The organism is Pseudomonas sp. FSL L8-0168 (assembly GCF_037976155.1).
Taxonomy (GTDB): Bacteria; Pseudomonadota; Gammaproteobacteria; order Pseudomonadales; family Pseudomonadaceae; genus Aquipseudomonas; species Aquipseudomonas paracarnis.
This window is the reverse complement of sequence record NZ_CP150262.1, coordinates 4,848,291-4,873,498: the sequence shown is the minus strand read 5'-3', so window position 1 is coordinate 4,873,498 and position 25,208 is coordinate 4,848,291. Positions and strand designations below refer to the sequence as shown.

General features: G+C 56.6%; 27 protein-coding genes and 1 pseudogene. 13 read left to right on the top strand and 15 right to left on the bottom strand.

The window, feature by feature from the left end; translation table 11 throughout:
• Positions 1 to 15: 15 nt before the first annotated feature.
• The 7 genes from MHH62_RS22450 to MHH62_RS22420 are packed head-to-tail and all read right to left on the bottom strand — an operon-like array spanning position 16 to position 4,901.
• Positions 16 to 1,089, bottom strand: a complete 1,074-nt coding sequence (locus MHH62_RS22450) for an ArsO family NAD(P)H-dependent flavin-containing monooxygenase (protein WP_131670589.1) — start codon at positions 1,087 to 1,089, stop codon at positions 16 to 18.
• A 37-nt stretch (positions 1,090 to 1,126) separates the two neighbouring features.
• Positions 1,127 to 1,549: an arsenate reductase (glutaredoxin) gene (gene arsC, locus MHH62_RS22445; RefSeq protein ID WP_131670588.1), complete on the bottom strand. Its 423-nt coding sequence runs from the start codon at positions 1,547 to 1,549 to the stop codon at positions 1,127 to 1,129.
• Positions 1,550 to 1,569: 20 nt separating this feature from the next.
• On the bottom strand, positions 1,570 to 2,283 hold the full coding sequence (arsH, locus tag MHH62_RS22440; RefSeq protein WP_131670587.1) for an arsenical resistance protein ArsH: 714 nt from the start codon (positions 2,281 to 2,283) through the stop codon (positions 1,570 to 1,572).
• 47 nt (positions 2,284 to 2,330) lie between these two features.
• Positions 2,331 to 2,801: an arsenate reductase ArsC gene (locus MHH62_RS22435; protein WP_131670586.1), complete on the bottom strand. Its 471-nt coding sequence runs from the start codon at positions 2,799 to 2,801 to the stop codon at positions 2,331 to 2,333.
• A gap of 16 nt (positions 2,802 to 2,817) precedes the next feature.
• Positions 2,818 to 4,101, bottom strand: coding sequence for an arsenic transporter (locus MHH62_RS22430; protein ID WP_339231935.1), 1,284 nt, complete (start codon positions 4,099 to 4,101; stop codon positions 2,818 to 2,820).
• Between the two features lie 24 nt (positions 4,102 to 4,125).
• Positions 4,126 to 4,470 carry a metalloregulator ArsR/SmtB family transcription factor gene (locus MHH62_RS22425; RefSeq protein WP_007247283.1) on the bottom strand — a complete coding sequence of 115 codons (345 nt, stop codon included), beginning with the start codon at positions 4,468 to 4,470 and terminating at the stop codon, positions 4,126 to 4,128.
• Between the two features lie 8 nt (positions 4,471 to 4,478).
• Positions 4,479 to 4,901: an arsenate reductase ArsC gene (locus MHH62_RS22420; RefSeq protein WP_131670584.1), complete on the bottom strand. Its 423-nt coding sequence runs from the start codon at positions 4,899 to 4,901 to the stop codon at positions 4,479 to 4,481.
• Positions 4,902 to 5,041: 140 nt separating this feature from the next.
• Between MHH62_RS22420 and arsN2 the strand changes: the two genes are divergently transcribed.
• The 5 genes from arsN2 to MHH62_RS22395 all read left to right on the top strand — a co-directional run bounded on the left by arsN2 (position 5,042) and on the right by MHH62_RS22395 (position 8,852).
• On the top strand, positions 5,042 to 5,494 hold the full coding sequence (arsN2, locus tag MHH62_RS22415) for an arsenic resistance N-acetyltransferase ArsN2 (protein WP_131670583.1): 453 nt from the start codon (positions 5,042 to 5,044) through the stop codon (positions 5,492 to 5,494).
• 72 nt (positions 5,495 to 5,566) lie between these two features.
• Positions 5,567 to 5,935: a hypothetical protein gene (locus MHH62_RS22410; protein ID WP_131670582.1), complete on the top strand. Its 369-nt coding sequence runs from the start codon at positions 5,567 to 5,569 to the stop codon at positions 5,933 to 5,935.
• 61 nt (positions 5,936 to 5,996) lie between these two features.
• Positions 5,997 to 7,169, top strand: a complete 1,173-nt coding sequence (locus tag MHH62_RS22405) for a DUF3800 domain-containing protein (protein ID WP_131670581.1) — start codon at positions 5,997 to 5,999, stop codon at positions 7,167 to 7,169.
• A gap of 75 nt (positions 7,170 to 7,244) precedes the next feature.
• Entirely contained in the window at positions 7,245 to 7,676 is a 432-nt protein-coding gene (locus MHH62_RS22400; RefSeq protein WP_227496826.1) for a hypothetical protein, read from the top strand.
• Positions 7,677 to 8,099: 423 nt separating this feature from the next.
• On the top strand, positions 8,100 to 8,852 hold the full coding sequence (locus tag MHH62_RS22395) for a hypothetical protein (RefSeq protein ID WP_153338151.1): 753 nt from the start codon (positions 8,100 to 8,102) through the stop codon (positions 8,850 to 8,852).
• A 270-nt stretch (positions 8,853 to 9,122) separates the two neighbouring features.
• Here the strand turns inward: MHH62_RS22395 and MHH62_RS22390 are convergent, their stop codons facing one another.
• A complete protein-coding gene (locus MHH62_RS22390; protein WP_070414817.1) occupies positions 9,123 to 9,944 on the bottom strand; it encodes a hypothetical protein in 822 nt (273 codons plus the stop codon).
• 774 nt (positions 9,945 to 10,718) lie between these two features.
• Between MHH62_RS22390 and MHH62_RS22385 the strand changes: the two genes are divergently transcribed.
• The 3 genes from MHH62_RS22385 (at position 10,719) to MHH62_RS22375 (ending at position 13,055) form a co-directional block, all read left to right on the top strand.
• A complete protein-coding gene (locus MHH62_RS22385; RefSeq protein WP_011167585.1) occupies positions 10,719 to 10,973 on the top strand; it encodes a hypothetical protein in 255 nt (84 codons plus the stop codon).
• Positions 10,974 to 11,299: 326 nt separating this feature from the next.
• Positions 11,300 to 11,944, top strand: coding sequence for a hypothetical protein (locus MHH62_RS22380; RefSeq protein WP_095023256.1), 645 nt, complete (start codon positions 11,300 to 11,302; stop codon positions 11,942 to 11,944).
• Entirely contained in the window at positions 11,928 to 13,055 is a 1,128-nt protein-coding gene (locus MHH62_RS22375) for a hypothetical protein (protein WP_095023257.1), read from the top strand. Before MHH62_RS22380 ends, MHH62_RS22375 begins: the two co-directional genes overlap by 17 nt.
• A 153-nt stretch (positions 13,056 to 13,208) precedes the next feature.
• On the opposite strand, the pseudogene MHH62_RS22370 reads toward MHH62_RS22375, so the two are convergent.
• Positions 13,209 to 13,721: pseudogene (locus MHH62_RS22370) on the bottom strand (cation:proton antiporter); the annotation flags it as partial.
• Positions 13,722 to 13,824: 103 nt separating this feature from the next.
• On the opposite strand from MHH62_RS22370, the gene MHH62_RS22365 reads away from it, so the two are divergent.
• A complete protein-coding gene (locus tag MHH62_RS22365) occupies positions 13,825 to 14,385 on the top strand; it encodes an EamA family transporter (RefSeq protein WP_339231925.1) in 561 nt (186 codons plus the stop codon).
• 29 nt (positions 14,386 to 14,414) lie between these two features.
• Positions 14,415 to 14,801: an MAPEG family protein gene (locus MHH62_RS22360; RefSeq protein ID WP_014720286.1), complete on the top strand. Its 387-nt coding sequence runs from the start codon at positions 14,415 to 14,417 to the stop codon at positions 14,799 to 14,801.
• 208 nt (positions 14,802 to 15,009) lie between these two features.
• On the opposite strand, the gene MHH62_RS22355 is transcribed toward MHH62_RS22360, so the two are convergent.
• Positions 15,010 to 16,203, bottom strand: coding sequence for an MltA domain-containing protein (locus tag MHH62_RS22355; RefSeq protein WP_020301867.1), 1,194 nt, complete (start codon positions 16,201 to 16,203; stop codon positions 15,010 to 15,012).
• 129 nt (positions 16,204 to 16,332) lie between these two features.
• Between MHH62_RS22355 and MHH62_RS22350 the strand changes: the two genes are divergently transcribed.
• On the top strand, positions 16,333 to 16,782 hold the full coding sequence (locus MHH62_RS22350) for a cytochrome c (protein ID WP_019817443.1): 450 nt from the start codon (positions 16,333 to 16,335) through the stop codon (positions 16,780 to 16,782).
• 6 nt (positions 16,783 to 16,788) lie between these two features.
• Here MHH62_RS22350 and MHH62_RS22345 read toward each other — a convergent pair whose 3' ends face one another.
• The 5 genes from MHH62_RS22345 to MHH62_RS22325 all read right to left on the bottom strand — a co-directional run bounded on the left by MHH62_RS22345 (position 16,789) and on the right by MHH62_RS22325 (position 21,752).
• On the bottom strand, positions 16,789 to 17,184 hold the full coding sequence (locus tag MHH62_RS22345; protein ID WP_014720283.1) for a DUF1090 domain-containing protein: 396 nt from the start codon (positions 17,182 to 17,184) through the stop codon (positions 16,789 to 16,791).
• Positions 17,185 to 17,222: 38 nt separating this feature from the next.
• Positions 17,223 to 18,887 carry an NAD-dependent DNA ligase LigB gene (gene ligB, locus MHH62_RS22340; RefSeq protein ID WP_339231922.1) on the bottom strand — a complete coding sequence of 555 codons (1,665 nt, stop codon included), beginning with the start codon at positions 18,885 to 18,887 and terminating at the stop codon, positions 17,223 to 17,225.
• Positions 18,888 to 18,983: 96 nt separating this feature from the next.
• Positions 18,984 to 19,334, bottom strand: coding sequence for a DUF1090 family protein (locus MHH62_RS22335; RefSeq protein ID WP_014720281.1), 351 nt, complete (start codon positions 19,332 to 19,334; stop codon positions 18,984 to 18,986).
• Between the two features lie 212 nt (positions 19,335 to 19,546).
• Positions 19,547 to 20,737 (bottom strand): methionine adenosyltransferase, encoded by a 1,191-nt coding sequence (metK, locus tag MHH62_RS22330; protein ID WP_003194964.1) that lies wholly within the window; start codon positions 20,735 to 20,737, stop codon positions 19,547 to 19,549.
• A gap of 19 nt (positions 20,738 to 20,756) precedes the next feature.
• Positions 20,757 to 21,752 carry a metalloregulator ArsR/SmtB family transcription factor gene (locus tag MHH62_RS22325; protein WP_003194962.1) on the bottom strand — a complete coding sequence of 332 codons (996 nt, stop codon included), beginning with the start codon at positions 21,750 to 21,752 and terminating at the stop codon, positions 20,757 to 20,759.
• Positions 21,753 to 22,012: 260 nt separating this feature from the next.
• Between MHH62_RS22325 and tkt the strand changes: the two genes are divergently transcribed.
• The gene (gene tkt, locus MHH62_RS22320) at positions 22,013 to 24,010 is read left to right on the top strand and encodes a transketolase (RefSeq protein ID WP_019817446.1); all 1,998 of its coding nucleotides are present in this window, start codon (positions 22,013 to 22,015) and stop codon (positions 24,008 to 24,010) included.
• 138 nt (positions 24,011 to 24,148) lie between these two features.
• A complete protein-coding gene (gene epd / locus MHH62_RS22315) occupies positions 24,149 to 25,204 on the top strand; it encodes an erythrose-4-phosphate dehydrogenase (protein WP_003194958.1) in 1,056 nt (351 codons plus the stop codon).
• Positions 25,205 to 25,208: the final 4 nt, after the last annotated feature.

The window sequence follows — 25,208 nt, the reverse complement described above, 5'->3', positions numbered from 1 at the left end:
TTGCGTTGCGAGCCACTAGGATTCGCTTATGAGATAGCTTTGCACTTGCTTGACTACATCTCGAGCGGTGCGGGTTACTCCGATCAATGTCGCAGAGGCGAGCCCCGTCCAATCGCCGTAACCCACCAGCCACAGATTGGGTGAAGCAACACTCCGGTTTTCGTTCACAGCCACTTTGCCATCCTGGCCTACAATGCCCAAGCTGTTTAGGTGGTCGAGCGCTGGGGAAAACCCAGTGCACCAGATGACGACATCCGCCGTTGTTTCGCCTCCTGATGACCAGACAACGCCTGTTGAAGTGAAGTGCGTGAATGGCCGTACTGCGCTCAATACACCGCGTTCACGAGCGTCCTTCACCGATGGCACCATTACGATGTCGCCCAGCCCCCCAGCGGGTTGTTCAGGCTCCACACCTTCCTGTTGCGCCTTCAATCGAGCAGTAGCTCGTTCGAACAGGACGCGCCCATCAACCTCATCAGGTAGAAACTTTGGAGCCTCTTGAGTCACCCAGGTTGCCTGAGCCACTTTAGATACCTCGGCGTAAATCTGGGCTCCCGAGTTGCCGCCACCCACGACAAGGACGGTTTTCCCCTCAAACTCATCCGGCCCAACGTAATGAGCGGAATGAAGCTGCTGCCCTACGAACAACTCCTGTCCGGGATAGCTTGGGGTAAATGGGCGGCTCCAGGTGCCTGTTGCACTGATAACTGCTTTGGCATCCCAGTATCTATCCCCGGAGACAACCCGTAATCCTTCTTCGATTTTCTCGACACGGGTCACCCTGGTGGATCGGATGATGGGGAAGTCATATCGACGCTCGTACAGAGTCAGATAGTCGATAACATCATCACGTTGAGGCGTTTCTTCTGATACGGCAGGCATCGGCCAGCCCGCAATCGAGCTCCACGCCGATGGAGAGAAGAGTCGCAGCGAGTCCCAGCCATGCCGCCAGGCTCCTCCTGGTGCCGACTCCGCATCGAGCAGCACGTAAGACAAGCCTGACCGCTTCAAAAAATAGGCGACTGTGAGCGCTGATTGACCACCGCCAATGACCACAACATCAAGTTTCGAATTCTGACTCACCAGCATCCTCCAGGCTCAATCGCGGCACCTCACCGTCGTCGTATCAGACTCTGCGACCGTGCTCATCAATGACCACTTGGCCGTCCTCTTTGGCGAAACTCCCATGCTGCTCTTGCGGTAACAAATCGAGCACAGCTTCTGACGGACGACACAAACGCGTCCCCAAAGGCGTCACGACGATGGGGCGATTGATCAGGATAGGGTGAGCCATCATGGCATCGATGAGCTGTTCGTCCGTCAGCGAAGCTTCACCCAATCCCAGCTCTTCGTACGGAGTTCCTTTGATACGCAAAAGAGCCCGCACCCCGATACCCATATCCCCGATGAGCCTTGCAAGTGTGGTGCGATCAGGCGGGGTCTTCAGGTACTCGATAACCGTCGGTTCTTCCCCGCTGTTACGGATCAACTCCAAGGTGTTGCGAGAGGTGCCGCATTCTGGGTTGTGGTAGATCGTGATCTGGCTCATATCGCTTCCTCGTAATGACGTTAGATGGAGCGCTGGTTGACGCGTTTGGAAAGCTCTTCGGCGGACTCTTTACGCTCGGAGTACCGATCAACCAAATAATCCTGGCGATCCCGCAAAAGCAGGGTGAACTTCATCAGCTCTTCCATCACGTCCACGAGACGGTCGTAGTACGAGGACGGCTTCATACGACCTGCCTCGTCGAACTCGGTAAATGCCTTGGCAACCGAAGATTGGTTTGGGATGGTGAACATCCGCATCCATCGGCCCAGTACGCGCAGCTGATTAACCACGTTGAAAGATTGCGAGCCACCGCATACCTGCATCACTGCAAGGGTCTTTCCTTGCGTAGGTCGTACAGCACCTATCGCCAGCGGAACCCAGTCAATTTGGGCTTTGAATACTGCACTCATGGAGCCGTGACGCTCAGGGGAGCACCATACCTGCCCCTCAGACCATTGCATCAGCTCGCGCAGCTCAGCGACCTTGGGATGTGTGTCGGGAGCGTCATCCGGCAGCGGCAGACCCGCTGGGTCAAAGATCTTGGTTTCAGCACCAAACTCATTCAGCAGGCGTGCCGCCTCTTGCGTGACTAATCGGCTAAATGAGCGTTCTCGCGTTGATCCATACAGCAGAAGAATGCGAGGTTTATGGAGCGAAGGCGTGCGAGGCGACAGTTGCTCCAGCGACGGAATGTCGATCAGGTCGGCGTGTACGTTCGGCAATGTGTCTTGCATATAAACTCCTAAGGCGGCGCCTGGTTGGGTGCCGCCTCGGTTGATCTTTAAAGCGAACCGATGCGGTTCAGTTCAGCTTTCAACTGTTCAGCGCTGATGGTCTTCAGTGGCAGCGCAAGAAACGCGCTCACGCGCTCGTGAATTTTGGCGAGTGTGGTTTCAAACGCTGCGGTGATCTCGGCTTGCGAACCGCTAGCGTCAGACGGGTCGGCCAGACCCCAATGCGCCTTCAAAGCTGGCCCAAAGAAGATTGGGCATGCCTCACCCGCTGCCCGGTCACAGACAGTGATCACGATGTCTGGAGGTGAGCCTTCAAAAGCATCCGAAGCCTTGCTGCTCAAGCCCGCCGTGGAGATACCCGCCGCCTCCAGCGTTTGCAATGCCCGTTGATTCACCCGGCCACTGGGAAAGCTTCCTGAGCTGACTGCTTCTACACCCTCGGGCGCCAAGTGGTTGAAAAGCGCCTCGGACAGAATGCTGCGGCAGCTGTTGTGGGTGCACATGAACAAGACTTTCATCAGACGATTCCTTGATTCAGAAACTGAGGCGCAGTGCCAGGGCGGACAATGTGGCGACGAGGATGGGTACGGTCAGCACGATCCCAGTCTTGAAGTAGTAACCCCAACTGATCGTTATGTTTTTCCGGGCGAGCACGTGCAGCCACAACAGAGTTGCCAAGCTCCCAATTGGAGTGATCTTCGGGCCCAAATCGCAGCCGATGATGTTGGCGTAAACCATCGCTTGCTGGACTACACCATCGACTTCAGCGGCATGAATGGATAAGGCACCTACCAGAACGGTGGGCATGTTGTTCATGATCGAAGACAGCAACGCTGTTAGCAGCCCTGTACCAAGGGACGCGCCCCAAACGCCATAACCGGCGAACACGTTCAGGATCTGTGCAATGTGGTCGGTCAGACCGGCGTTCTTCAGACCATAAACAACCAGGTACATACCCAAAGAAAAGATCACTACCTGCCATGGCGCCTCTTTGAGTACCTTGCTTGTATTGATGGCGTGACCACGAGCCGCGATGATGTAAAGAATGAATGCACAGACTGCTGCAATGGCGCTGATTGGCACCCCCAGTGGCTCAATGACAAAGAAGCCGATCAGGAGTAGTGCCAACACCCACCAGCCAGCTACGAAAGTGGCCCGGTCGTGGATTGCCTCGTCCGGATTGTCCAGTTGGTTGAGGTCATACGTCTTTGGTAAATCCTTGCGGAAAAACCATAACAGCATGGCTAATGTCGCCGCCACGCTGACGATGTTTACCGGCATCATGATCGAAGCATATTCGTTGAAGCCGATATCGAAGTAGTCGGCAGAGACGATGTTGACCAGGTTGGAAACCACCAGCGGTAAGCTCGCCGTATCGGCGATAAAACCAGCTGCCATGACGAATGCCAAAGTGGCCGCAGGAGAAAAACGCAACGCCAGCAACATCGCGATCACAATGGGTGTGAGGATCAATGCTGCTCCGTCATTGGCGAACAGGGCCGACACCGCTGCGCCCAGCAGGACGATAAATGCGAACAGCTTGCGGGTGCTCCCGCCTCCCCATCGGGCCACATGCAGCGCAGCCCACTTGAAAAAACCTGCCTCATCAAGCAGCAGACTAATGATGATGACCGCGATGAAAGTCCCAGTGGCATTCCAGACAATGCGCCAAACCTCTGGTATGTCGGCAAGGGTAACGACACCTGCCAGCAACGCCACGATGGCACCGAACATCGCACTCCAGCCCACCCCAAGCCCCTTGGGCTGCCAGATGACAAGGACGATGGTGGCGATAAAGATCAATACGGCAATCAGCATTTCATTAATCCGGTTGGGCGTGAATCAGCTACACACGGCTTGGTTGATCGGACGGTCGTTCATGCCGCAGAGGCGCTTAGCCTCGGTTTCCAGCCATTGCTGATTGGCGTCTACCACTTCCTTCAAAACTGCAGTCACCCACGTGGGCAAATCAGGATTCAGCCGGTAGTACACCCATTGGCCTTGGCGACGATCCAACAGCAAACCGGCAGAGCGCAGCAGCGCCAAATGACGAGAAATCTTTGGCTGACTCAGGTCGAGTGCTGCCGTTAGCTCGCAAACACACAGCTCACCTTCACTCACGACAAGCAGCGAAATTTTTGCTCGGGTGTCATCCGCCAGGCACTTGAATAAGGTGGTGGGGTTCATAGGTTCTGTCACAGATCCTCCAGGTGTTTGGTCTTGACCAAAACGAAGAGCTTGATGCGCTCGTGGATGTCGTGGAGCGTGTGGCGAAATGCGCCAGGATCATCGCTGGTTACTGGGTCAGGAAAATCCCAGGCAATGATTTCACCTGCATTAGGCATTGGTAGGCACTCGCTTGCGGATTTATCACAAAGAGTGATTACGTAATCGAATCGATCAGCTTGAAACTCGCTGAGGGACTTGCTGCGCAGGCCCGTTGCATCGGCTCCAACTGCCTCCAATGCCTGAGTCGTGCGCGGATCAACCTCAGACGGTTCAGACCCTGCGCTGAAGGCCTCGAAGCGCGGGTCGGTGTGCCGCAGCAAAGCCTCTGCAAGCAAGGAGCGGGCTGAGTTGGCAACGCACACGAAAAGCACTTTGATAGCAGGGCTCATTGTGGAACTCGACGCATATGGAAAATCGAATATACGCTTTGGCGAATATTCGGTAAAGCGAATATGATGTCTGCTGTTTCGGCATGTGCTCTAACGTTCCATGCGTGTCGGCATAACGGTGATCAGAGGAGGGAGGGGGTATGATGATCCAGGCAACGGAAATAGCCGGAGGGCAGTCGCAGCGCTTTCGCGATGCACTGAAATCTGCTGACCTTCCAGCAGGCGATATTGATCTTCCAGGCCGAACCTTTTTTGAGTTCACACTGGATAGCGAGACGGTCGCATGGGGAGGATTCGAAACGCATGGTACGGACGGGTTGTTGCGTTCTCTGGTCGTAGTGTCGACATTCAGATCGAAGGGGGTCGGTGTCGCGGTGCTTCGGGTCATTGAAGCGAAAGCCGCCGAGCAGGGAATCGCTCGATTTCATTTGCTGACAACAACTGCTTCAGGCTTTTTTAAGCAGCAGGGCTATGCAGTAAATCAACAAGGCTCTGCGCCACCTCTTATTTCTCAGACGGAGCAGTTCAGGGGGCTTTGCCCTGGCTCGGCTTGCTACATGTGCAAAGCATTATCTGCGAATGCACGAAAGTAGCTGATCACCTTGGTGATGGCTTTTAGCCTCGATGCCAGCTAGATTTAAAGCTTTCTACGATCAAGGAAGGATATGAAAAAGCTCATCGCAGTAATGGGTGTGTGTGTCGCGCTCGGCGGTTGCGCTACGTCCCACTACACCGCAGGACGAGACTTTCCGTCGGCCAGTGTAGCTAGCATCACCAAAGGCAAAACGACGACTACCGAGTTGAAGTCCCTGTTTGGTGAGCCCTACGCCAAGAGCGCAGTCAGCGAGACTGACGAAAAGTGGATCTACACCTACACCAATGGCTCAGCCCATGCTCAAAGCTACGTGGTCACCATGAAGGTGACGACTAGGGGCACCCAGAAAACTCTCGACGTCTTGATCCGAAATGACGTGGTCATCAACTACACGTTCAGCGAAGGCCCCGCTCCAGGCAGTACCACTGCGACGAACTAAGTTCGCCACCTTGCCATTGGGCGACCCACCGCACTCAGTACGTTGTTGATGGAGCAAGCTCATGGACAGAACGTATGCATTCGTGGATGAGTCCGGGAATTCCGACCTTGATACGTCAAAGGGAGGAAGCTCGGGCTTCTTCATCGTGTGCTCCATTCTGGTGGCAGAGAAAGATCTGGAAGCTGCTTATGCCCAAGCTGAAGCACTCCGCATGCGTCATTTTCAAACAGGCGAGATCAAATCTAGCAATCTGAAGCCCAAAGATTCAGATCGCCGTGCCCGAATCCTCAACGAGCTAGCTGAGCTGCCATTCAAGCTCTATTTCACCGTCGTTGATAAGTCTCGAATTCACAAAGACGGCGGCCTCCGTATCAAGACCTCGTTCATAAAATACGTGAACGGGTTGCTCTATGAACGTTTGTTCCGCGCATACCCTGACCTCCAGATGGTCGTAGACGAACATGGTGGCCAGGAATTTCAGGAGAGCCTCAAAAGCTACGTTGCAGAACGATTCGTGGACGACCTATTTGGCGATAAGGATGCCTTCCAGACGATGGCCAGTAAGGACAACGTCTTGGTTCAGGTTGCAGATTTTTTTGCTGGCTCAGTCGCTCAGATCTACGAAGAGAAAGCATCGGAAGAAGCAGTTCTTGCCTACAAAAAGATTCTACGAAGCCTGACCCTTGGAATGCTTGAGTGGCCATCCAAGTACCAGTCTCTTCTGCCGCCGCCGGCGGATGAATCTGGGTATGCAGACTACCAGGTACACCAAGAAGCTCTCCGCCAGGCTGACCTTTTTAGCGAACGGGCTGGTGAGCACCCTAATGAGGATGAGCGCCTGCAGCTGAGCATCTTGCGGTTCCTGAGATTCCAAAGCGAATTCGTCACCAAAGACTACGTGCCAACCGCAGAAATAGTCGGCCACCTAAAAGATAGCGGCTTCGGAGATATCAACGACCAGAGGATCCGCTCCAGCGGCATCGCCAAGCTTCGCGATTCGGACGTGATTATCACAAGCGCGGCCAAAGGCTACAAAATTCCTCAGACACGGGCTGACATCAACGAGTTTCTGGAAAGGGCGTCAGGCATAGTCGTCCCTCTGCTGGAACGTGTCAAAAAGGCTCGAGAGGTGTATCGGCTGAGTAGTCGAGGAGAATATGACATCGTGACTGCAGCCAACCTGACTGAGCTTGCCAAGCTGCTCACTGCGCTCGAGGCGTTTGCAGATGACTGAGCTCAGTCATGGCAACGAACCTCAGCAGGCTGCATTGATCCAGGATGAAATCCTAGAGATCTTGAAAGAGGCCAGGTGCTCGCGCGTAGATTCTATCGCCTGACCGGCAAGCCGCTGGGCGTGACAGGCGAGATCGCAGAGTACGAAGCTGCCACTAGACTCGGCCTGTTACTACATCCTGCAAGGCAGGCAGGTTACGACGCTACAGAGACGCTGGAAGTTGGCGTCGCGAGAATCAAGATCAAGGGGCGCTGTATCCTGAACCCGCAAAAGATTACGGGCCGTATGGGTGCAATTGATCTACGACAACCCTTTGATACTGTGCTCTTGGTACTGCTTGATTCTGAGTTCAACGCATTTGCAATGTACGAAGCAAGTCGTGCCAAGGTAGAGGCAGCGCTGACCGTGCCTGGGTCGAAAGCCAGAAATGAACGTGGTGCGTTGGCTATTAGGCAATTCATGTCGATAGCTACGTTGCGCTGGGCTCGCCATGAGCCTAGCGACTAAGAGTATTAACCGCCGTCTGGACGCAGAATGCTGTGGATATGCCCCGTGTGACGAGCCAGGCTAATGTCCCTAATACGGCACATTAACCACAATTTTTAGGCTTAATGACCCTATTTGGGCACATTAAGCTGAGCGACGGAATGCAGACTACGATGAGAGGAAGGCTTCACATCCCTCACCAGCTGCGACCTGCACCATGACTGCTCAGCTGGCATCTCACCTAACCAAACAACACCAGACCGAAGCCTGATTTCAAGGTGCGCGGTTAGATAGCTTGCATCCAATCCAATGTGCTTCGGGAAACGGGATGCTCTTGATCAATCATCTCCGGTTGCCAGCTACGGATAACTTTGGGAGCCCAGGAGGGCCGGTTACTGACTGCTTTTTTTGCTAGCATCTGGATCTCAAGTTTGGGGGGATCTGATGCAAATGCAAGGTGATTGGGAAGTGTTGCTCAACGGCGACCCGCAGGAGATCAGGCAGCTTTGCACATGGGGGCACAGCATCAATTACTTCAGGCTCTGGGGGGGAGTAGATGACTGGAACGACTGCCCTAACGACGACTTCCGATTTAATTCAAATCTGTTCGAGGGTCAAACTCAGGAAGGAGTCTGGCAGATCACCTATGAGCTTTTGAGTCTTTTCAATGGTGCATCGACGCTGTTGGAGCGCGAACCATACAAGCTGAGTATCTACAAGATCCTGCTTGAGGGGGGCGAGCTCGCTAGGCAAGAAAAAAGGAACATTCCGGGGATGCTTACCAAGCCTGCTGTCTCCAGCCAAGCTTGGGCCGATGATCTCAGGAAGGCTCTTGGCACATCACAGAAAATCAGCCTTATGATGCTGGCCGCTGAGCATGAGGATATTTACCTCTTCCTCAAATTTCTCGACCAAGACAGCAGTTGGATCACCTACTACAAGATACTGGACACTCTTGAGACATGGGAAAGGCGGAAGGGTCTAAAGGCTTTTAGAAGCAAGCGAAAAGAGAAGAAATTCACCTGTTCAGCCAACAATTTCAGTTTGAACGGGTTCGATGCTAGGCACGGCTTTCAAGAAATGATGCAACAGCCCGCGCAGGTATCAATGACGATTGATGAAGGCCATCAGTTCATCACGGGTCTTGTCAAAGACTACCTTCAGCAAGCTCATCCCCAGTTCGTAAAGTTTAGATGACTCAGGAAGCCGGTCTACCGGGCCGGTTTCTTGTTACGACGGGAAGCGTCGATGGTGTCTCCCGTGGACAGGATCGAAGCGCTCACACAGCCCTTCAGCGCATTGGCAGAATCTGCTGCGTGGAACGCTCACGAAAGGTCGATCACTATCTGCTGGCTGTCGGCCAGAAGATAGGTAAATCCGGTAAAGAGGGGCCATTTTTTGTGAGCAGAGATGTGAGTGAGGTTGTTTTGAATGGCCAGCTTTCAGCTGGCCACTTCCTCATTGATTTCAGAACTCGTGCTCAACATCATCGAAGAAGTTTGGGTCTAACTCGTACTCCAGAGAGCCGAATCGCGCAAGCAGGTCTGCTCTCAGCTCGCCTTCAGCTTCCGGTTCGAGATTGATCCAGTAGCTATATACGAGCCCGTCATCCGATTCGTTAGTCGTGATCTCTGCTCCGGACAAAAGCTCGGCGTCATCGACAGATATCCCCAGCTCAATAGCAAGCGCTTGAGCCATGGACATCCGGTTACTACTCCGGGCTTCTTCCACGGTTGCCCAATACTCCTGCTCAGATCTACGGTCGCGGTCAGCATCAGATTCACCGCTGGAGATGACCACACCTTTCTCAGCAAGCAGCCATATACCATCACGGCGTAGCAATTCGACCGTGGCTTTGAGATAGAACGCTGCACCGTGATACATCCTCTCCTGATCTTGCTGCCCCTGGTAGGTCAGGGAAACCTCTAAAGAAAGCTTCCCGGTTGCGTCGCTGTAGTCAGCGGTTTCAACTTCAAGAGCATCAATAGTGAATCCACTCGCATTGGTATCCGCAATCGCGCCGGAGAGCTGATCCTCCAATTCTAGATCCAGGTTGGCGTAGACATCATCCTCATGGATCGCTTGGGAAAAGTCTTTGATCCCAAAAACGGCCAACATCAGACGCGGATCCTTGAGGTTCCGTTGGGCGACGACAGAAAACTCATGGTAATCAGCGAAGCCCGCTTTTTGCACAAGGGTTTCTTGAGCGACAGAAAGCTTCAGGCCCTGATCACGAGCAAGCTGTTTAGCTTGGGATTTAAAGATGTTTAGCGGGGAAAAATCAGACATGGCAATGGTTCCTAAATCTACGACGCTTAGGTGTCCGATTGCCTGTTCACCGGGCAGCGTCTGGTTAGGGACATGCCGATGTAAAACTGAAGGGTGTCACAGATGGGCTATTGCTTCGCGAAACAGGCGCCAGGCGACCATCACCGCCTATTGGGATCATAGGTCAGAGGAAATAGCCCCGCAATACCCCGCCCGAATGTTTTCAATGGACGGTTTTTTAGCGTCACCTACTGGCAGTGGAAAGAGTTCAAGAACAGCAACTGATGGTAAAACCAAACTAGATTTAACGAAGAAATGACGCCACTAGATTGTCACTTTTAAACGCTGAGGGGCACTGTTCGAGAGTGAACAGAGACATGCGAAATGAGTGTGTTTCAAAATATTTCAAGAACGAAACGTCGTAGCCCGCGATTTAGAAGGGCTGGGCATGCATACAGGGGCAAAGTGGATCCAACCACTGATTTGCGCACAAGTTATCCACAGGCTTGTTGCCTTGCAATGTCATTTTGACCCCATTATCTTGTAGGTCATCTCGACAACAACACTACATGTTGTGTTTTTGGCGAGAGGCTGAGGTTTCAGTGAACACAGCGGGTATGCGTGCAAAGTTTGGACGCCGAGCACACATACCCGCCAATCCCTGAGCCAATGCGGACATTGGTGGGACGCGCATTAGAGAAAAACCGACTTTGGATGTCAACCATTCAGCTCGGCTTTCCGCTCAAGGGTTGCTCCTGCCTACTCGATTTTTTCTAGATACAGGAGCACCTAATCGTGCCGAAAAATCCTAAACAAACTTCGTCTCACGTGGCCAGCTTGGCCTCCAAAATCCTGCGTAGTGATAGCTCCTCGGCCATCCAGAAGGAATTGGCAGGGTCGGCCATGGCTCAAGCTTCGACCGGCAAGCAAACCGGTGCCGATATGGAGACTAAAGCCAGTCATGTCCTCGACAGCAACAAGTACAACGCCACCACCAAGACCCTAGCGGCCTCGGTACTCGCCCAATCGAACAAAGAGCGGGGTGAGTAAAAATGGCTCAGTATTTCGTGAACCGTAATGCACAGACCAATGGTGACCACGAGGTGCATACCAGTACGTGCATCTATTTGCCGGCACTCCATAACCGCCTTGATCTTGGCTATCACACCACCTGTGTGACCGCTGTTCGCCAGGCTCGCAACACCTACCAGCAGTCGAACGGTTGCCGGACGTGTTCCTCGGTATGCCATACCCAGTAATTTTTGAAGTCTCATCGGAAGCTCTGGGCGGCTTTGCTGCTGCCCATCTTCTGCAGGTTAATGGGCTTCCGGGACATTAAGTCTATTCAAAGTTGCGTCTGATGAAGGTTGCGTCTAATGATTCACGATCATGAATACAGCCTATTGGGCGGGGTAAATCGAGCTCTGATTGGCCGGTACTTGACACTACTGGCAAGCGCGATTTCCGGCATTGCGGTTTTTTTGCTGCTGTCAGCTGAAGATTTGGCTAAAAAGTATGACCTGCCTGTAAATCTTCCACCGACAGCCCTGTCACTAATTGGCGCAGGTATAGTTTTTGCCCTGCTGTACGCACTATTCAATAAGACAGTTTGGAAATGGCGCTGGGCAGTTAAATATCTAAAAGTTCCTGATCTTTCGGGAGAGTGGCAGTGCACTGGAACAACACTGGACACCGAAGGAAATCCGATTCGTTCTTGGCAAGCCGATGTATATATTTGTCAAACTTGGGACAAGATTAGAGTGCGATTGAAGACACATCAATCAGGCTCCAACAGTATCACTGCGGCATTGGTTCACGATGAAGCTGACGGATACCGCCTTCTTTATAACTACCAGAATGATCCTAACCCCGGCGAACCTGAGCTTCGGGGACATGTTGGCAGCGCAAACCTTTTGTTTGCTAAATCACTAGATTGCGCAAAGGGTGACTATTTTAACGGTTACGGTCGGCCCACCTATGGGCGAATGGAGCTTAGGAGAAAAAATGAACACACCAATTAACGAACGAATCAATCGTCTGCGCTCCAGACGCTCGGGCCTTGATAGATCCGCTGTAATCGCGATGGATGCGAAGGATTTCATCGTGAACCGAAGCCTTACAAAAGAGGCGTGGGAACATAGGGTTAAAGACAAGCCGAATACAACATTTGCTTTAGGCGCTATGCAAGAGGTAGACCCTACCTACACACGCATCAGCATCGAAACCGCAGAACGGGTTAGCAACCAGTTGTCGAAGAGGACAAGCGGCAATCTTGAATTCGAGCTACAGGGTTCAGTACCGCTTAATGTCCATATTCGAGGGGTCAGTGATGTCGACCTTTTAGCGATAGAAGCTGACTTTCATACCTATGATGCGCGTGGGTACATGAGTACATCGGGTCAGTATCGTTCACCGACCTCACGCACCTCAGTTGGCGTGTTGACTGCTCGCAGGGGGGAAATTAGTAAAGCTCTTCGCGATGCGTTTCCCGCAGCGACAATTGACACCTCTGGCTCCAAGGCCATTAAATTGCAAGGAGGGTCGTTAGCGCGTCCAGTTGATGTCGTGCCTTCCCACTGGCATGACACTATTAGTTATCAAGCATCTGGTCAGAAACACGACCGTGCTGTCACCATCCTAGATTCGCATAAAAACACCACGATTGAAAACTGGCCTTTCCTGCACATCAAAAAAATACGAGAACGATGTGAAACCACGAGTGGCGGGCTCCGCAAATCAATAAGATTATGTAAAAACATAAAGGCAGATCTCGAGGCGGAAGGAAAAGCTGTAACGATCTCCAGCTTTGATATTGCCTCAATAATGTACCACGCCAACATGCATAGTCTCTCCGTTGGCGCCTACTATGAATTAGCGATATTAGCTGAGACCCAAAGATATTTGGATTACTTGTGGAACAACAAGGAAGAAGCGAGGCGACTGATAGTGCCAGATGGATCTCGCTTTATATTTAACACGGAAGACAAGTTTAACGGCTTGATGCATCTCTCCGTGGCCATGGACAGTCTCCTTCGGGAGGTCGCTAAAGAGCAAAGCTTCCTGCTGAGCTTATCCGAGAAACCACTCTTGGATGCCAGTAGGGCAGCGGTGACCAACGCGCTAATTTTTTAAAGGCAGTCAGTGGGGAATTGAGGAAGCATGCACGCAACCTTGAGACAACGACGGGTGTCCATAGAAACCAAATATCGTATGGACAGTGCCTATTTAGACGCAGGCCAATGAAAACGGGACGTTCAGGTGTCTGTCCATACGGCCATATGGGGGGAAAAGACTCTCGCCGACGATGGTGGTTTTCAGCGGTTTGGAGGCATTGGCGGTCCGCAGCACGCCGAGCACCGCAATGGGGTCGGTGGGGGAAATCAGCGCGCCGAACAGCAAGCAGTAAAGGAAGCTCACATGCCAGCCAAATAGGGCGAAGATGTAGTACGCCAGACTGCCGATCACCACGGTGGCGATCAACACGCCAAAGGTTGCCAGCAGGCCGATGGGCCAGCGGTAGCTGCGCAAGTCGTTCAAGTTGACGTGCAAGGCGCCGGCGAACAGCAGGAACGACAGCATCCAGTTCATCAGCAAATCGCCGAAGTCGATCTGGCCGATCAGCTGTTGGACGCGTTCCTCTAAGCCTGGGTAGCCGAGCACGCTCAGGCCTTGCAGGATCAGCGAGAACAGCAGTGCGGTGACCATCACGCCGATGGTGGGCGGCAGGCCGATAAAACGGAAGTTCACATAAGTGAGCAGGGTGGTGAGGCAGATGAAAGCGGCGACAAGTTCAAGCATCCGGGGTCCTTGGAGCAGGGAAATATAGGCGCACGGGGTGCGTCGAATCGGGGTTTAGTATAAACAGGTGCTGTTACATGACGTATCAATTAAGGAGGTTCTGGTGGTAGCGACAGCCCTGGTGCTGGTAGCGGCGCTGTTGCATGCGACGTGGAACGCCTTGATCAAGTTCAGTGGCGAGCGCCTTTTAGTCATCGCTTGCATGGACAGTGTGGCGCTGCTGTTCGTGGTATTGGCGGTGGGGTTCGTGTCTTTGCCGCCGCTGGAACTCTGGCCGTGGCTCGTTGCCTCGGCGCTGTTTGAATTGCTCTATCGCTATTTGTTGATCCAGGCCTATCGGGTGGGTGACTTGGGCCTGGTATATCCGTTGATGCGCGGTTTGTCGCCGCTGGTGGTGCTGGTGCGCAAGCGTGCAGCCTTCAGCCTGTTCTGGCGCACCCAGTGGCGGTTGGGGTTGAGCGTGGGGTTATGCGTGTTGTTGAGCTACGCTTTGGTACTTTGGGCCATGCAGTTGGGCTCGATTGCCGAAGCCGCCGCGCTGCGCGAAGTCAGTGTGATTCTGGTGGTGCTGTTCGGTATGCGTTACTTGAAAGAACCTTTTGGCCGTCCACGGCTCATAGCCTGTGGGTTGGTGTTGATTGGCATGTTGGTGATGAAACTCTAACCGTCGGATAAAACTAAAAGGAATCGGTGATGACAGTCGCTTTATGGTGTGTGTTGATCGCAATCTTTCTGCCGTACATCTGCACCGGTGTGGCCAAGTTCAGTACAGGCAAGTTCGGGCCACGGGATAACCACGACCCGCGTGCCTTCCTCGAGAGCCTGGAAGGCGTCGCCAAGCGTGCTCATAGCGCGCAACTCAACAGTTTCGAAGTGACCCCGGCGTTTGCCGCCGCAGTCATCATTGCGCACCTGGCCGGCAACGCCGAACTGGTGACGATCAACGTGCTGGCAGTGCTGTTTATCACCAGCCGCCTGCTGTACATCATTTGCTACCTGGCGGACTGGGCGATCTTGCGTTCGCTGGTGTGGGCCGTGGGTATGGCGTTGATTGCGAGTTTCTTCTTCGTCTCGATCTGAGGGATGACGCCGTCGCTATGCGGGAGGGAGCAAGCCCTGCTGTTGATCAATTAAATGTGGGAGCTGGCTTGCCTGCGAAAGCGGTCGTGCCGTAACAGATGCACTGACTGACACACCGCCTTCGCGGGCAAGCCCGCTCCCACAGGGGATTTGCGATAACTGGCTGGGATCAGGGCAAGCCCCCACCCACATTGACTATCAGAGGTTGTCAGGTGCCGGCAGGCGCATCCGGCACCTGTGGCAACGCCACGCCTTTGGGCCACAGCATCCAGATCTGCCCTTGCTGTTTCATGTTCCCCGCCAACTCGCCTGCGGCATTGCCTGTGCCCCAGAACAGATCTGCGCGCACTTCTCCGGTGATTGCGCCGCCGGTGTCCTGCGCGGCGACCGGGCGTGCCAGTGGCGTGCCGTCCGGCTTGGTGGTCGACAACCACAACAGGCTGCCCAGCGGAATCACCTTGCGATCCACCGCCACGCTGTAGCCGGCGGTCAATGGCACGTTCAGCGAACCGCGCGGGCCTTCGTTACTGTCGGGGCGGGCGCTGAAGAATACGTAGCTGGGGTTGCTCGCCAACAGTTCTGGAATGCGCTGCGGGTGGGCCTTGGCCCAGGCGCTGATGGCGGCCATGGTCACGTCTTCTTTTTTCAGTTCGCCTTGTTCCACCAGCCAACGGCCTATGGGGCGGTACGGGTAGCCGTTCTGGTCGCCGTAACCCACACGCAGTTGGCGCCCACCGGCCAGTTGAATACGCCCCGAGCCCTGGATCTGCAGAAATTGCAGGTCCATCGGGTCGGTCAGCCAGGCGATCGGCTTGGCGGTGGAGCCTTGGCTGTTGAGGGTGCTGGCGTCGTCATACGGCTTGAGCACACGACCTTCCAGGCGCCCGCGCAGACGCTTGCCCTTGAGTTCCGGGTAGATGCTGTCGAGGTTGACGATGATCAGGTCGTCCGGCACGCCGTATACCGGCACGTGGGCGGTGGCGGTCTTGGTCAGGCTGCCGGGGTAGACCGGCTCGTAATAACCTGTGATCAAGCCGTTTGGCGTGTTGTCCGCCGAACGCAGGCCGAAGACATCCAGGTGTTCCTTGAGAAAGCCACGAACCGCCACGGCATCGCCCGGAACGCTGGTCGCTGCCGCGCAGGTCGGGCCCCAGATCGGGTCGGCCTTGAGGCGCTGGCAGGCGCTGCGCCAGGATTCGAAGCCGGCGAGCAAGTCGCTGTCGGAAACGCTCGGCAAGGCTTCCCACGGTGCGCTCACGTAGGTGGCAACGGCGTGAGGTTTGGTGGGTTCCTGGGCAGCTTCTTTGCCGGCGTCTTTACCGGCATCGCAGCCGGCCAGTAGCGCGAACATTGGCAGAGCCCACGCCAGGCGCCGGCCCCAGGGTTTGAAGGTGACATTCATGCAAGCAATTCCTGAAACGATTGCCCGTGCTTCACTGCATTCGGGCAACCCTTATTATTAATAGGGCTATTGGTCTTTGCGGGCGGTGCGAGGATACTGGCCGCCGTTTCCCGTGACCTTGAAGCCATGATGATGTTAAAAAAATTGACCGTTGTATTGCTGGCCTGCCTGGCAGTGTCTGCCTGTGGCGGTGTTGATCCCAATTCCCCCCTGGGCCAGCGCAAGGCGATCTTCAAGCAGATGCTCAAGACTGGTGAAGACCTGGGCGGGATGCTGCGCGGGCGTATCCCATTTGACGGCGCCAAGTTCGCCGAGGGTGCGGTCAAACTGGATGCGTTGTCCCATGAGCCGTGGAAGCATTTCCCGAGCGTGCGCGAAGAAGACCACACCAGTGCCAAAGATGATGTGTGGCAAAAACAGGCGCAGTTCCAACAATTGGCCCGCGATCTTGAGGCGGCCACCGGTGAATTGGTGATCGCCAGCCAAGTGCAGCCCTACAAGGCCAGCAGCCTGCAACCTGCGGTGCAAAAAGTTGAAGATGCCTGCAGCGCCTGCCATAAACAGTTCCGCGATCATTGACCGGTTTTACTGGTCAAGTTCTTCCACCGCGTCTTGCAGCTCTTTGCGCGAGTCGGCCAGCTTCTCCTTACGCTTGTTGATCTTGTCCGGGTCGCCTTTTTTCATAGCCTTGTCGAGGTCGGCCTGACGGCGGCTGACTTCGTGCTTGGCGTCGAGCACTTTGTTTTCACGTTCTTTCTTCAAGCCGGCATCGGTGCAGTGGGTAGTGACTTCGTCCAAGGCTTTTTCCAGACCGGCCTGCTGGGCGCGGTTACCGTGGGCCTTGGCCTGTTCGATCTGGCTGCTGATGGCCTGGCGCTTGGCGGCGCAGCCGGTGAGGGGTTGTACGTCTTCGGCGGCCAACAGCGGCGTGGCCATGAAGCTTGCGACGGTCAGCAAGGCAAAGGGGGCGAGAAATTTCATATAAAGCTCCAAGTTCGCAATCAGGTGGCCGGGGGTGTTCAAAACCCATCTATCCCGGCTACGCGTAATGTTTCAGCCAAGGCTTGTACCTGCGGGTCGCGAAAAAAAGCGCTGAGTTGCGCCGCGCGTCCCGGACCAATGCCGTCTGAGGCCAGCCAGGCTTGGGGGTCTTTGGCGACCAGCGTCTGCCAGTTACCTTCCAGGTTGTTGCGCGCCGCTGGCGGTATGCCCAAGGCGCGGAGCCATTGTAAAAAAGGGCGTTGCCGGGCGCTTTGAATACTGTCGAGCACCCGCGCACGGGTCCGCTCGCCTAAGCCCTCAATGGTAGCAAGCTCGGCCGCATCCAGGGTCAACCAATCGAGAAAGCCTGCGATTAGACCGGCCTGAATCAATACGTTCCAGGTTTCACGGCCCATATGGGGTAAGGCCAGGCCGTGTTTGCCGCTCAGCCAGGTGAGGCGGGCGAGCAACTGATCTTCGCAGCCGGGGTCCAGTTGCCAGCAGCTCAAAGCGTGGAAGTCTTGAGGGTCGGGTACCTTCAGGTCCACGCGCGTCTCGTTGCGCAGGATCACCTCGTCCAGTCGCGGTATCACCTGGCCCGCCAGGCTGATCGACACATGATCGCCGGGGCGGATATCCAGGGCTTGCCAGCGTTTCAGGGAGCTGGCACTGACCCGGCTGATCTGCCGATCATCCAGCCGCACGGGTTCCAGTTCGAGGATTGGAGTAATGCGCCCGGTGCGCCCCACCCTGAACTGGACATTGCGTACCAGGGCCAGGGCCTTGATGGCAGGGTACTTCCAGGCAACCGACCAATACGGCGCACTGGCTTGCCAGCGCTCGGCGGGCGCTCGCGCAGCCTGGTGCAGCACCACGCCATCGCTGGCGAAAGGCAATGCCGCGTTGTACCAGTGCGTGCGCCAATGCGCAGCTTCGCTAATGGAAGCGACGGGTTGGCTGTACTGCTGGCTGTCGCTAAACCCCCAGCGCGCCAGGGTGGCCAGGCGTTCGGTGAAGTCCTTCGGGCCGTCGGGCCATGCCCATACGAACAGGCCGATCCCTGCCGCCTCGGCGTCGCTCAATTGGCGACGGTTCATCAGGCCAGCCACTTTACTGCGTGCATTGAGCCCGCCCTTGAGCGCTTGCACATGGTGATTGAGGCGCCAATAGAGTTCGCCTTGCAGCACCACGTCAACGGCGTCGGGCAACTGTTGGACAATGCCGGGGATCTTGGCGGCGGAGGCTGACCAGTCGTGCCCCAGCAGGCCGTCGCCCCGACTGATGAGCTGGTGCAAGCGGCCCTGGCGATACACCAGGGTCACCGCGACGCCATCGACCTTGGGTTGGACCCATACATCCTGGCGTGTGCTAAGCCAGTCACTGACGGCAGGCTCGCCCGGCAGCTTTTGCAGACCGGTGTGCGCGACCGGGTGACGTAGGGTGCCGCGCGCACTGGCTAGCGGGTTATCAGCCTTGGGGGGCTGCTGGCGGGCGCATTCTTGCCAATGCGCGAGGCGCTTGCGGGCCTGGTCGTAGAGTTCATCGCTGATCAGGGATTGGCCCTGCCGATGGTAGCTGTCGTCCCACTGCTGGATTTGCCTGGACAGGGTTTCCAACTGCAAGTGAACGTTATCCGGACAGGCTTCGGCCCAGGCCCAGGCTGGCAGGGCGCTTATGAGAGCAGCCAGTAATACGTGCATCATGAGCATCCTTGCTCGAAAGGGGACGCCCAGCCTAAGTGATCCACGCGCCCACAAAAAAGCCCCGACCGAGCGGGGCTTTTTACCGGGTATTTCTGTTTACTTGAACAGGCCGCCCAAGGCCTTCACAGCGTCGTTGTTTTCAGCCTTGGCCTGCTGTTTTTGCTGCTTGGCGTCGACTTTTGCCTGGCTGTCGGCGAGTTTGTTGCAAGCTTTGTTGACCTGCTCCAGCGCAGCCTCATATGCCCGCACTTTCAACAGATCGTTCTTGGCATTGGCCGCGTCGATCTTGGCTTGCAGGTCTTTGGGTTGCTGCTGGCAGTCGCCGGCGTTGCCGCCACCGAGCTGGGCACTCAGGGCGCCGCTCAGCGCGTTCAGGTCAGCGGCCTGGGCCGACAGGGTGAACAGGCTGAGCAGAAGGGCGGCAGGGGCGAGCGTGGAAATGCGCATGAAAACCTCAATGTTCGATTGCCTGCGCGCTTATCCATCCCGGGCGGGCGCAGTGCAATATCCAAATAAGGTGAAGGGCCCGAGAGGGCGCGGATTCTAGTGGGCCATCATTTTGCCTGCAAGCCTTGGATCCAAAAAAGCCCGAAGAGGCCCTGCAGGCAACAAAAAGCCCCGCCAGGCAGACCTGGCGGGGCTCTATTTACCGCGAACGATTACAGGCCGGCGGCGGTACGCAGGTCGTTGGCGCGGTCGGTTTTTTCCCAGGTGAAGGTACTGAAGGTGTCATCACCCACAGTCTTCTGCGCCGGGGTGCGGCCGAAGTGGCCGTAGGCTGCGGTTTCCTGGTACATCGGGTGCAGCAGGTCGAGCATGGTGGTGATCGCGTAAGGGCGCAGGTCGAAGATCTCACGCACCAGCTTGACGATCTTGTCATCGCTGATCTTGCCGGTGCCGAAGGTGTTCAGCGAGATCGACGTAGGCTGGGCGACGCCAATGGCGTAGGAAACCTGGATTTCGCAGCGCTCGGCCAGGCCGGCAGCCACGATGTTCTTGGCCACATAACGACCGGCGTAAGCCGCAGAACGGTCAACCTTGGACGGGTCCTTGCCGGAGAATGCACCACCGCCGTGACGGGCCATGCCGCCGTAGCTGTCGACGATGATCTTGCGGCCGGTCAGGCCGCAGTCGCCCACGGGGCCACCGATGATGAACTGGCCGGTCGGGTTGATGTGGAACTGGGTGTCCTTGGTCAGCAGCTCGGCAGGCAACACGTGCTTGACGATCAGTTCCATCACGCCTTCACGCAGGTCGGCGTAGGACACATCCGGGTTGTGCTGGGTCGACAGTACGACGGCGTCGATGCCCACCACTTTGCCGCCTTCGTAGCGGCAGGTCACCTGGGACTTGGCGTCCGGGCGCAGCCATGGCAGTACGCCGGATTTGCGCGCCTCGGCCTGGCGTTGTACCAGCTGGTGCGAGAAGGTGATCGGCGCGGGCATCAGTACGTCGGTTTCGTTGCTGGCGTAGCCGAACATCAGGCCCTGGTCGCCGGCGCCCTGGTCTTCAGGTTTGGCCCGGTCAACGCCCTGGTTGATGTCTGGGGACTGCTTGCCGATGATGTTCATCACGCCGCAGGTTGCGCCGTCAAAGCCGACGTCGGAGCTGTTGTAGCCAATGTCGGTGATCACGTCACGCACGATCTGCTCCAGGTCGACCCAGGCAGTGGTGGTAACTTCGCCGGCGATGATCGCCACGCCCGTTTTCACCAGCGTCTCGCACGCCACACGGGCGAACTTGTCTTCAGCGATGATAGCGTCCAGCACCGCATCAGAAATCTGGTCGGCGATTTTGTCCGGATGCCCTTCAGACACGGACTCGGAGGTGAAAAGGGAGTATTCGCTCATCTCGATGTTTTCCTGATATTTACCGATGGTGAGTGTCGCCAGCCGGTCGCTGAAAATGGCGGACCTGAATCTGGAAACCATTACGTAAACCTACATAGAGGCTTTCCCCGGGAACGAGTCCCGCAGCGGTGGCCCAACGGGCCAGATCGTCCTGTTCAAAACCCAGCCAGAGATCACCGCAGGCCTCCTTGGCCCAATTCTGGTTGTGGCTGCATAAATCCGTAACCAGCAGGCTACCGCCGGGGTGCAGCAACCCGGCCATTTGCTTGAGAGCTTCTGCCGGGGCGGCGAAATGGTGCAAGACCATGTTCAGCACCACGCAATCGGCTCGCAGGCCGGTGTCACTCAGGGCGTCGGCCAACTGCAGGCGCACATTGCCCAAGGCTTCGCGCTCACAGAGTTGGCGCGCCAGTTCAAGCATCGCCGGGCTGTTATCCAGCGCGGTGACCTGCTCGAAGCGGCGCGCCAGTTCGGGCAGGAAACCGCCGTCGCCAGGGCCGACTTCCAAGGCCGTGGCCTCTTCACTGAAGCTCAGCTTGTCCAGCAGCGCCAGTACGCTTTCGCGGTACTGGGCCAAGCCGGCGATCAGATCCTGCTGGGCGCGAAACTTGTCGGCCACCCGTGAGAAAAAATCCTGGCTGGCGGCGGCGCGTTGTCCGTGCACCTGGCCGATGCGCGATTGCACATCGCCGGGCAGGCACAAGTTATCCACTTCGTCGAGCAGGGCAGCGTGCAATTTGCCGCCAAGCAGTTCGGTATGGGGCAGGGCACGCCGGTAGAAAATCGCATTGCCTTCGCGACGGGTAGCCACCAGGTCGGCCTGGGCCAGCACCTTCAAATGGTGGCTCATGCCGGACTGGCCGATGGCGAAGATCTGCGCCAGCTCCAGTACCCCGAAAGAATCGTTGGCCAGTGCGCGCAGTACGTTCAAGCGCAAGGGATCGCCAGCGGCCTTGCACAAGGCAGCCAGTTCATCGCCGTCATCAGGACGCAGGGAGGGCACGGGTAGGTTCATAAGGCCAGCAGTCTAGTGACGGGTGTAGATCCCCGCAAGGCCAATATCAAAAAGTTTTGATATTGATCGATAAGTGGCGGTTATAAGCCATCGCTATAACCTTTAGACGAACCGGTTAAAGGTTTCTGCAAGGGATTGGTGCCCAAAGCACAGGAAAAACGCCCACAAGTAACTATCTGTCATTGCCCGCAGGCGGTGGCTGAGGGAAAATGCCGGTCCTTTTTTCCGTTTCTTTATAAGCAAACTCCAGGAGATCAGCGATGCCCAGCCGTCGTGAGCGTGCCAACGCCATTCGTGCCCTCAGCATGGATGCCGTGCAAAAAGCCAACAGCGGCCATCCCGGTGCCCCGATGGGCATGGCGGATATCGCCGAGGTACTTTGGCGTGACTACCTGAAACACAACCCGAGCAACCCGTCGTTCGCCGACCGTGACCGCTTTGTGCTGTCCAACGGCCACGGCTCGATGCTGATTTATTCGCTGCTGCACCTGACCGGCTACGATGTCACCATTGACGACCTCAAGAGCTTCCGTCAGCTGCACAGCCGTACCCCGGGCCACCCGGAATTCGGCTACACCCCAGGCGTGGAAACCACCACCGGCCCCCTGGGCCAAGGCCTGGCCAATGCGGTTGGTTTCGCCCTGGCGGAAAAAGTCCTGGGCGCGCAGTTCAACCGCCCTGGCCACGACATCGTTGACCACCACACCTACGTATTCCTGGGTGATGGCTGCATGATGGAAGGCATTTCCCACGAAGTCGCCTCCCTGGCCGGCACCCTGGGCCTGGGCAAGCTGATTGCCTTCTACGATGACAACGGCATCTCCATCGACGGCGAAGTCGAAGGCTGGTTCACTGACGACACGCCTAAGCGTTTCGAAGCCTACAACTGGCAAGTGATCCGCAACGTCGACGGCCACGATCCGGAAGAGATCAAGACCGCCATCGACACCGCTCGCAAGAGCGCGCAGCCAACCCTGATCTGCTGCAAGACCACCATCGGTTTCGGCTCGCCGAACAAACAGGGTAAAGAAGACTGCCACGGCGCCCCACTGGGTGACGCGGAAATCGCCCTGACCCGCGAAGCACTGAAGTGGAACCACGGCCCGTTCGAAATCCCGGCCGATATCTACGCCGAATGGGATGCCAAGGAAAAAGGCCTGGCGGCTGAATCCGAGTGGGACCAGCGTTTCGCTGCGTACTCCGCCGAATTCCCGGAATTGGCCAACGAGCTGGTACGCCGCCTGGCCGGTGACCTGCCTGCCGACTTCTCGGAAAAGGCCTCGGCCTACATCGCTGAAGTCGCGGCCAAGGGCGAGACCATCGCCAGCCGTAAAGCCAGCCAGAACACCCTGAACGCCTTTGGCCCGTTGCTGCCTGAGTTCCTCGGCGGTTCGGCTGACCTGGCCGGTTCCAACTTGACCCTGTGGAAGGGGTGCAAAGGTGTCTCTGCCGAAGACGCCAGCGGCAACTACATGTACTACGGCGTGCGCGAGTTCGGCATGAGCGCCATCATGAACGGCGTGTCCCTGCACGGTGGCCTGGTGCCTTACGGCGCGACCTTCCTGATGTTCATGGAATACGCACGTAACGCCGTACGTATGGCGGCGCTGATGAAGAAGCGCGTGATCCACGTCTACACCCACGACTCCATCGGCCTGGGCGAAGACGGCCCGACGCACCAGCCGGTCGAGCAACTGACCAGCCTGCGTACCACGCCGAACCTCGATTGCTGGCGCCCAGCCGACGCGGTGGAATCCGCCGTGGCCTGGAAGCACGCCATCGAGCGCAAGGACGGCCCTTCGGCGCTGATCTTCTCGCGTCAGAACCTGCAACACCAGGTGCGTACCGACGCGCAGATCGCCGACATCAGCCGTGGCGGTTATGTGCTCAAGGACTGCATCGGCGAGCCGGAGCTGATCCTGATCTCCACCGGTTCCGAAGTGGGCCTGACCGTTCAGGCGTACGACAAGCTGACCGAGCAAGGCCGCAACGTGCGCGTTGTGTCCATGCCCTGCACCAGCGTGTTCGAAGCCCAGGACGCCGGTTACAAGCAATCGGTGTTGCCGTTGCAGGTCAGTGCGCGTATCGCCATCGAGGCGGCTCACGCCGACTACTGGTACAAGTACGTGGGCCTGGAAGGCCGCGTGATCGGCATGACCACCTACGGTGAGTCGGCACCGGCGCCAGCCTTGTTCGAAGAGTTCGGTTTCACCCTGGAAAACATCCTGGGTCAGGCTGAAGAGTTGCTGGAAGACTAAGTCAGTCTGCGTTGTCTGTACTGGCGCCATCGCGGGCAAGCCCGCTCCCACATTTGGATCGCGGTCCACTGTGGGAGCGGGCTTGCCCGCGATGGCGCCAGTACATTCATCACTGAACTAACCTTGATCGAGAACCCCATGCCCCAACCGCGTCCCTACAAAGTTGCACTCAACGGCTACGGCCGCATTGGTCGTTGCGTCTTGCGTGCTCTGTTCGAGCGAGGGGCGGCGGCCGGGTTTGAAATTGTTGCGATCAACGATCTGGCCGACATGGCCAGCATCGAATACCTGACACGCTTTGACTCCACCCACGGCCGTTTCCCTGGCGAAGTGCGGGTTGAAGGCGATTGTCTGCATATCAATGGCAACTGCGTGCAAGTGTTGCGCAGTGCCACCCCCGAAGGCATCGACTGGAAAGCACTGGGCGTCGACCTGGTGCTGGAATGCTCCGGTGTTTATCACACCCGTGCCGATGGCCAGCGTTTTCTCGACGCCGGCGCACCGCGTGTGCTGTTTTCCCAGCCGATGGCCAGCGAGGCGGATGTCGACGCCACCATCGTCTACGGCATCAACCAGGACTGCCTGACCGGCGATGAGCTGCTGGTGTCCAACGCGTCGTGTACCACCAACTGCAGCGTGCCGTTGCTGCGCCTGCTGGACCAGGCGATCGGCCTGGATTACGTGTCGATCACCACGATTCACTCGGCGATGAACGACCAGCCGGTCATCGACGCCTATCACCACGAAGACCTGCGGCGCACGCGTTCGGCGTTCCAGTCAGTGATTCCGGTGTCCACCGGCCTGGCGCGTGGCATCGAGCGACTGCTGCCGGAACTTGCCGGGCGAATCCAGGCCAAAGCCGTACGGGTGCCGACGGTGAATGTGTCTTGCCTGGATATCACCATGCAAACCGTCAGTGACACTGACGCGGCCGAAGTCAACCGGATCCTGCGCGACGCCGCCACCAGCGGCCCGCTCAAAGGTCTGTTGGCCTACACCGAGCTGCCCCACGCCAGTTGCGATTTCAATCATGACCCGCATTCGGCGATTGTCGATGCCAGCCAGACCCGCGTTTCCGGCCCCAGGCTTGTGAACATTCTGGCCTGGTTCGACAACGAATGGGGCTTTGCCAACCGCATGCTGGATGTTGCCGAACACTATCTGCACATCGCTTCTAAACAACCTCAACAGTAATTCA

Excerpts from the sequence above, each read along its gene's own strand:
- MHH62_RS22450 (WP_131670589.1), bottom strand. The coding sequence starts at position 1,089 with ATGCTGGTGAGTCAGAATTCGAAACTTGATGTTGTGGTCATTGGCGGT.
- arsC (WP_131670588.1), bottom strand. The coding sequence starts at position 1,549 with ATGAGCCAGATCACGATCTACCACAACCCAGAATGCGGCACCTCTCGC.
- arsH (WP_131670587.1), bottom strand. The coding sequence starts at position 2,283 with ATGCAAGACACATTGCCGAACGTACACGCCGACCTGATCGACATTCCG.
- MHH62_RS22435 (WP_131670586.1), bottom strand. The coding sequence starts at position 2,801 with ATGAAAGTCTTGTTCATGTGCACCCACAACAGCTGCCGCAGCATTCTG.
- MHH62_RS22430 (WP_339231935.1), bottom strand. The coding sequence starts at position 4,101 with ATGCTGATTGCCGTATTGATCTTTATCGCCACCATCGTCCTTGTCATC.
- MHH62_RS22425 (WP_007247283.1), bottom strand. The coding sequence starts at position 4,470 with ATGAACCCCACCACCTTATTCAAGTGCCTGGCGGATGACACCCGAGCA.
- MHH62_RS22420 (WP_131670584.1), bottom strand. The coding sequence starts at position 4,901 with ATGAGCCCTGCTATCAAAGTGCTTTTCGTGTGCGTTGCCAACTCAGCC.
- arsN2 (WP_131670583.1), top strand. The coding sequence starts at position 5,042 with ATGATGATCCAGGCAACGGAAATAGCCGGAGGGCAGTCGCAGCGCTTT.
- MHH62_RS22410 (WP_131670582.1), top strand. The coding sequence starts at position 5,567 with ATGAAAAAGCTCATCGCAGTAATGGGTGTGTGTGTCGCGCTCGGCGGT.
- MHH62_RS22405 (WP_131670581.1), top strand. The coding sequence starts at position 5,997 with ATGGACAGAACGTATGCATTCGTGGATGAGTCCGGGAATTCCGACCTT.
- MHH62_RS22395 (WP_153338151.1), top strand. The coding sequence starts at position 8,100 with ATGCAAATGCAAGGTGATTGGGAAGTGTTGCTCAACGGCGACCCGCAG.
- MHH62_RS22390 (WP_070414817.1), bottom strand. The coding sequence starts at position 9,944 with ATGTCTGATTTTTCCCCGCTAAACATCTTTAAATCCCAAGCTAAACAG.
- MHH62_RS22380 (WP_095023256.1), top strand. The coding sequence starts at position 11,300 with ATGATTCACGATCATGAATACAGCCTATTGGGCGGGGTAAATCGAGCT.
- MHH62_RS22375 (WP_095023257.1), top strand. The coding sequence starts at position 11,928 with ATGAACACACCAATTAACGAACGAATCAATCGTCTGCGCTCCAGACGC.
- MHH62_RS22360 (WP_014720286.1), top strand. The coding sequence starts at position 14,415 with ATGACAGTCGCTTTATGGTGTGTGTTGATCGCAATCTTTCTGCCGTAC.
- MHH62_RS22355 (WP_020301867.1), bottom strand. The coding sequence starts at position 16,203 with ATGAATGTCACCTTCAAACCCTGGGGCCGGCGCCTGGCGTGGGCTCTG.
- MHH62_RS22350 (WP_019817443.1), top strand. The coding sequence starts at position 16,333 with ATGATGTTAAAAAAATTGACCGTTGTATTGCTGGCCTGCCTGGCAGTG.
- MHH62_RS22345 (WP_014720283.1), bottom strand. The coding sequence starts at position 17,184 with ATGAAATTTCTCGCCCCCTTTGCCTTGCTGACCGTCGCAAGCTTCATG.
- ligB (WP_339231922.1), bottom strand. The coding sequence starts at position 18,887 with ATGATGCACGTATTACTGGCTGCTCTCATAAGCGCCCTGCCAGCCTGG.
- MHH62_RS22335 (WP_014720281.1), bottom strand. The coding sequence starts at position 19,334 with ATGCGCATTTCCACGCTCGCCCCTGCCGCCCTTCTGCTCAGCCTGTTC.
- metK (WP_003194964.1), bottom strand. The coding sequence starts at position 20,737 with ATGAGCGAATACTCCCTTTTCACCTCCGAGTCCGTGTCTGAAGGGCAT.
- MHH62_RS22325 (WP_003194962.1), bottom strand. The coding sequence starts at position 21,752 with ATGAACCTACCCGTGCCCTCCCTGCGTCCTGATGACGGCGATGAACTG.
- tkt (WP_019817446.1), top strand. The coding sequence starts at position 22,013 with ATGCCCAGCCGTCGTGAGCGTGCCAACGCCATTCGTGCCCTCAGCATG.
- epd (WP_003194958.1), top strand. The coding sequence starts at position 24,149 with ATGCCCCAACCGCGTCCCTACAAAGTTGCACTCAACGGCTACGGCCGC.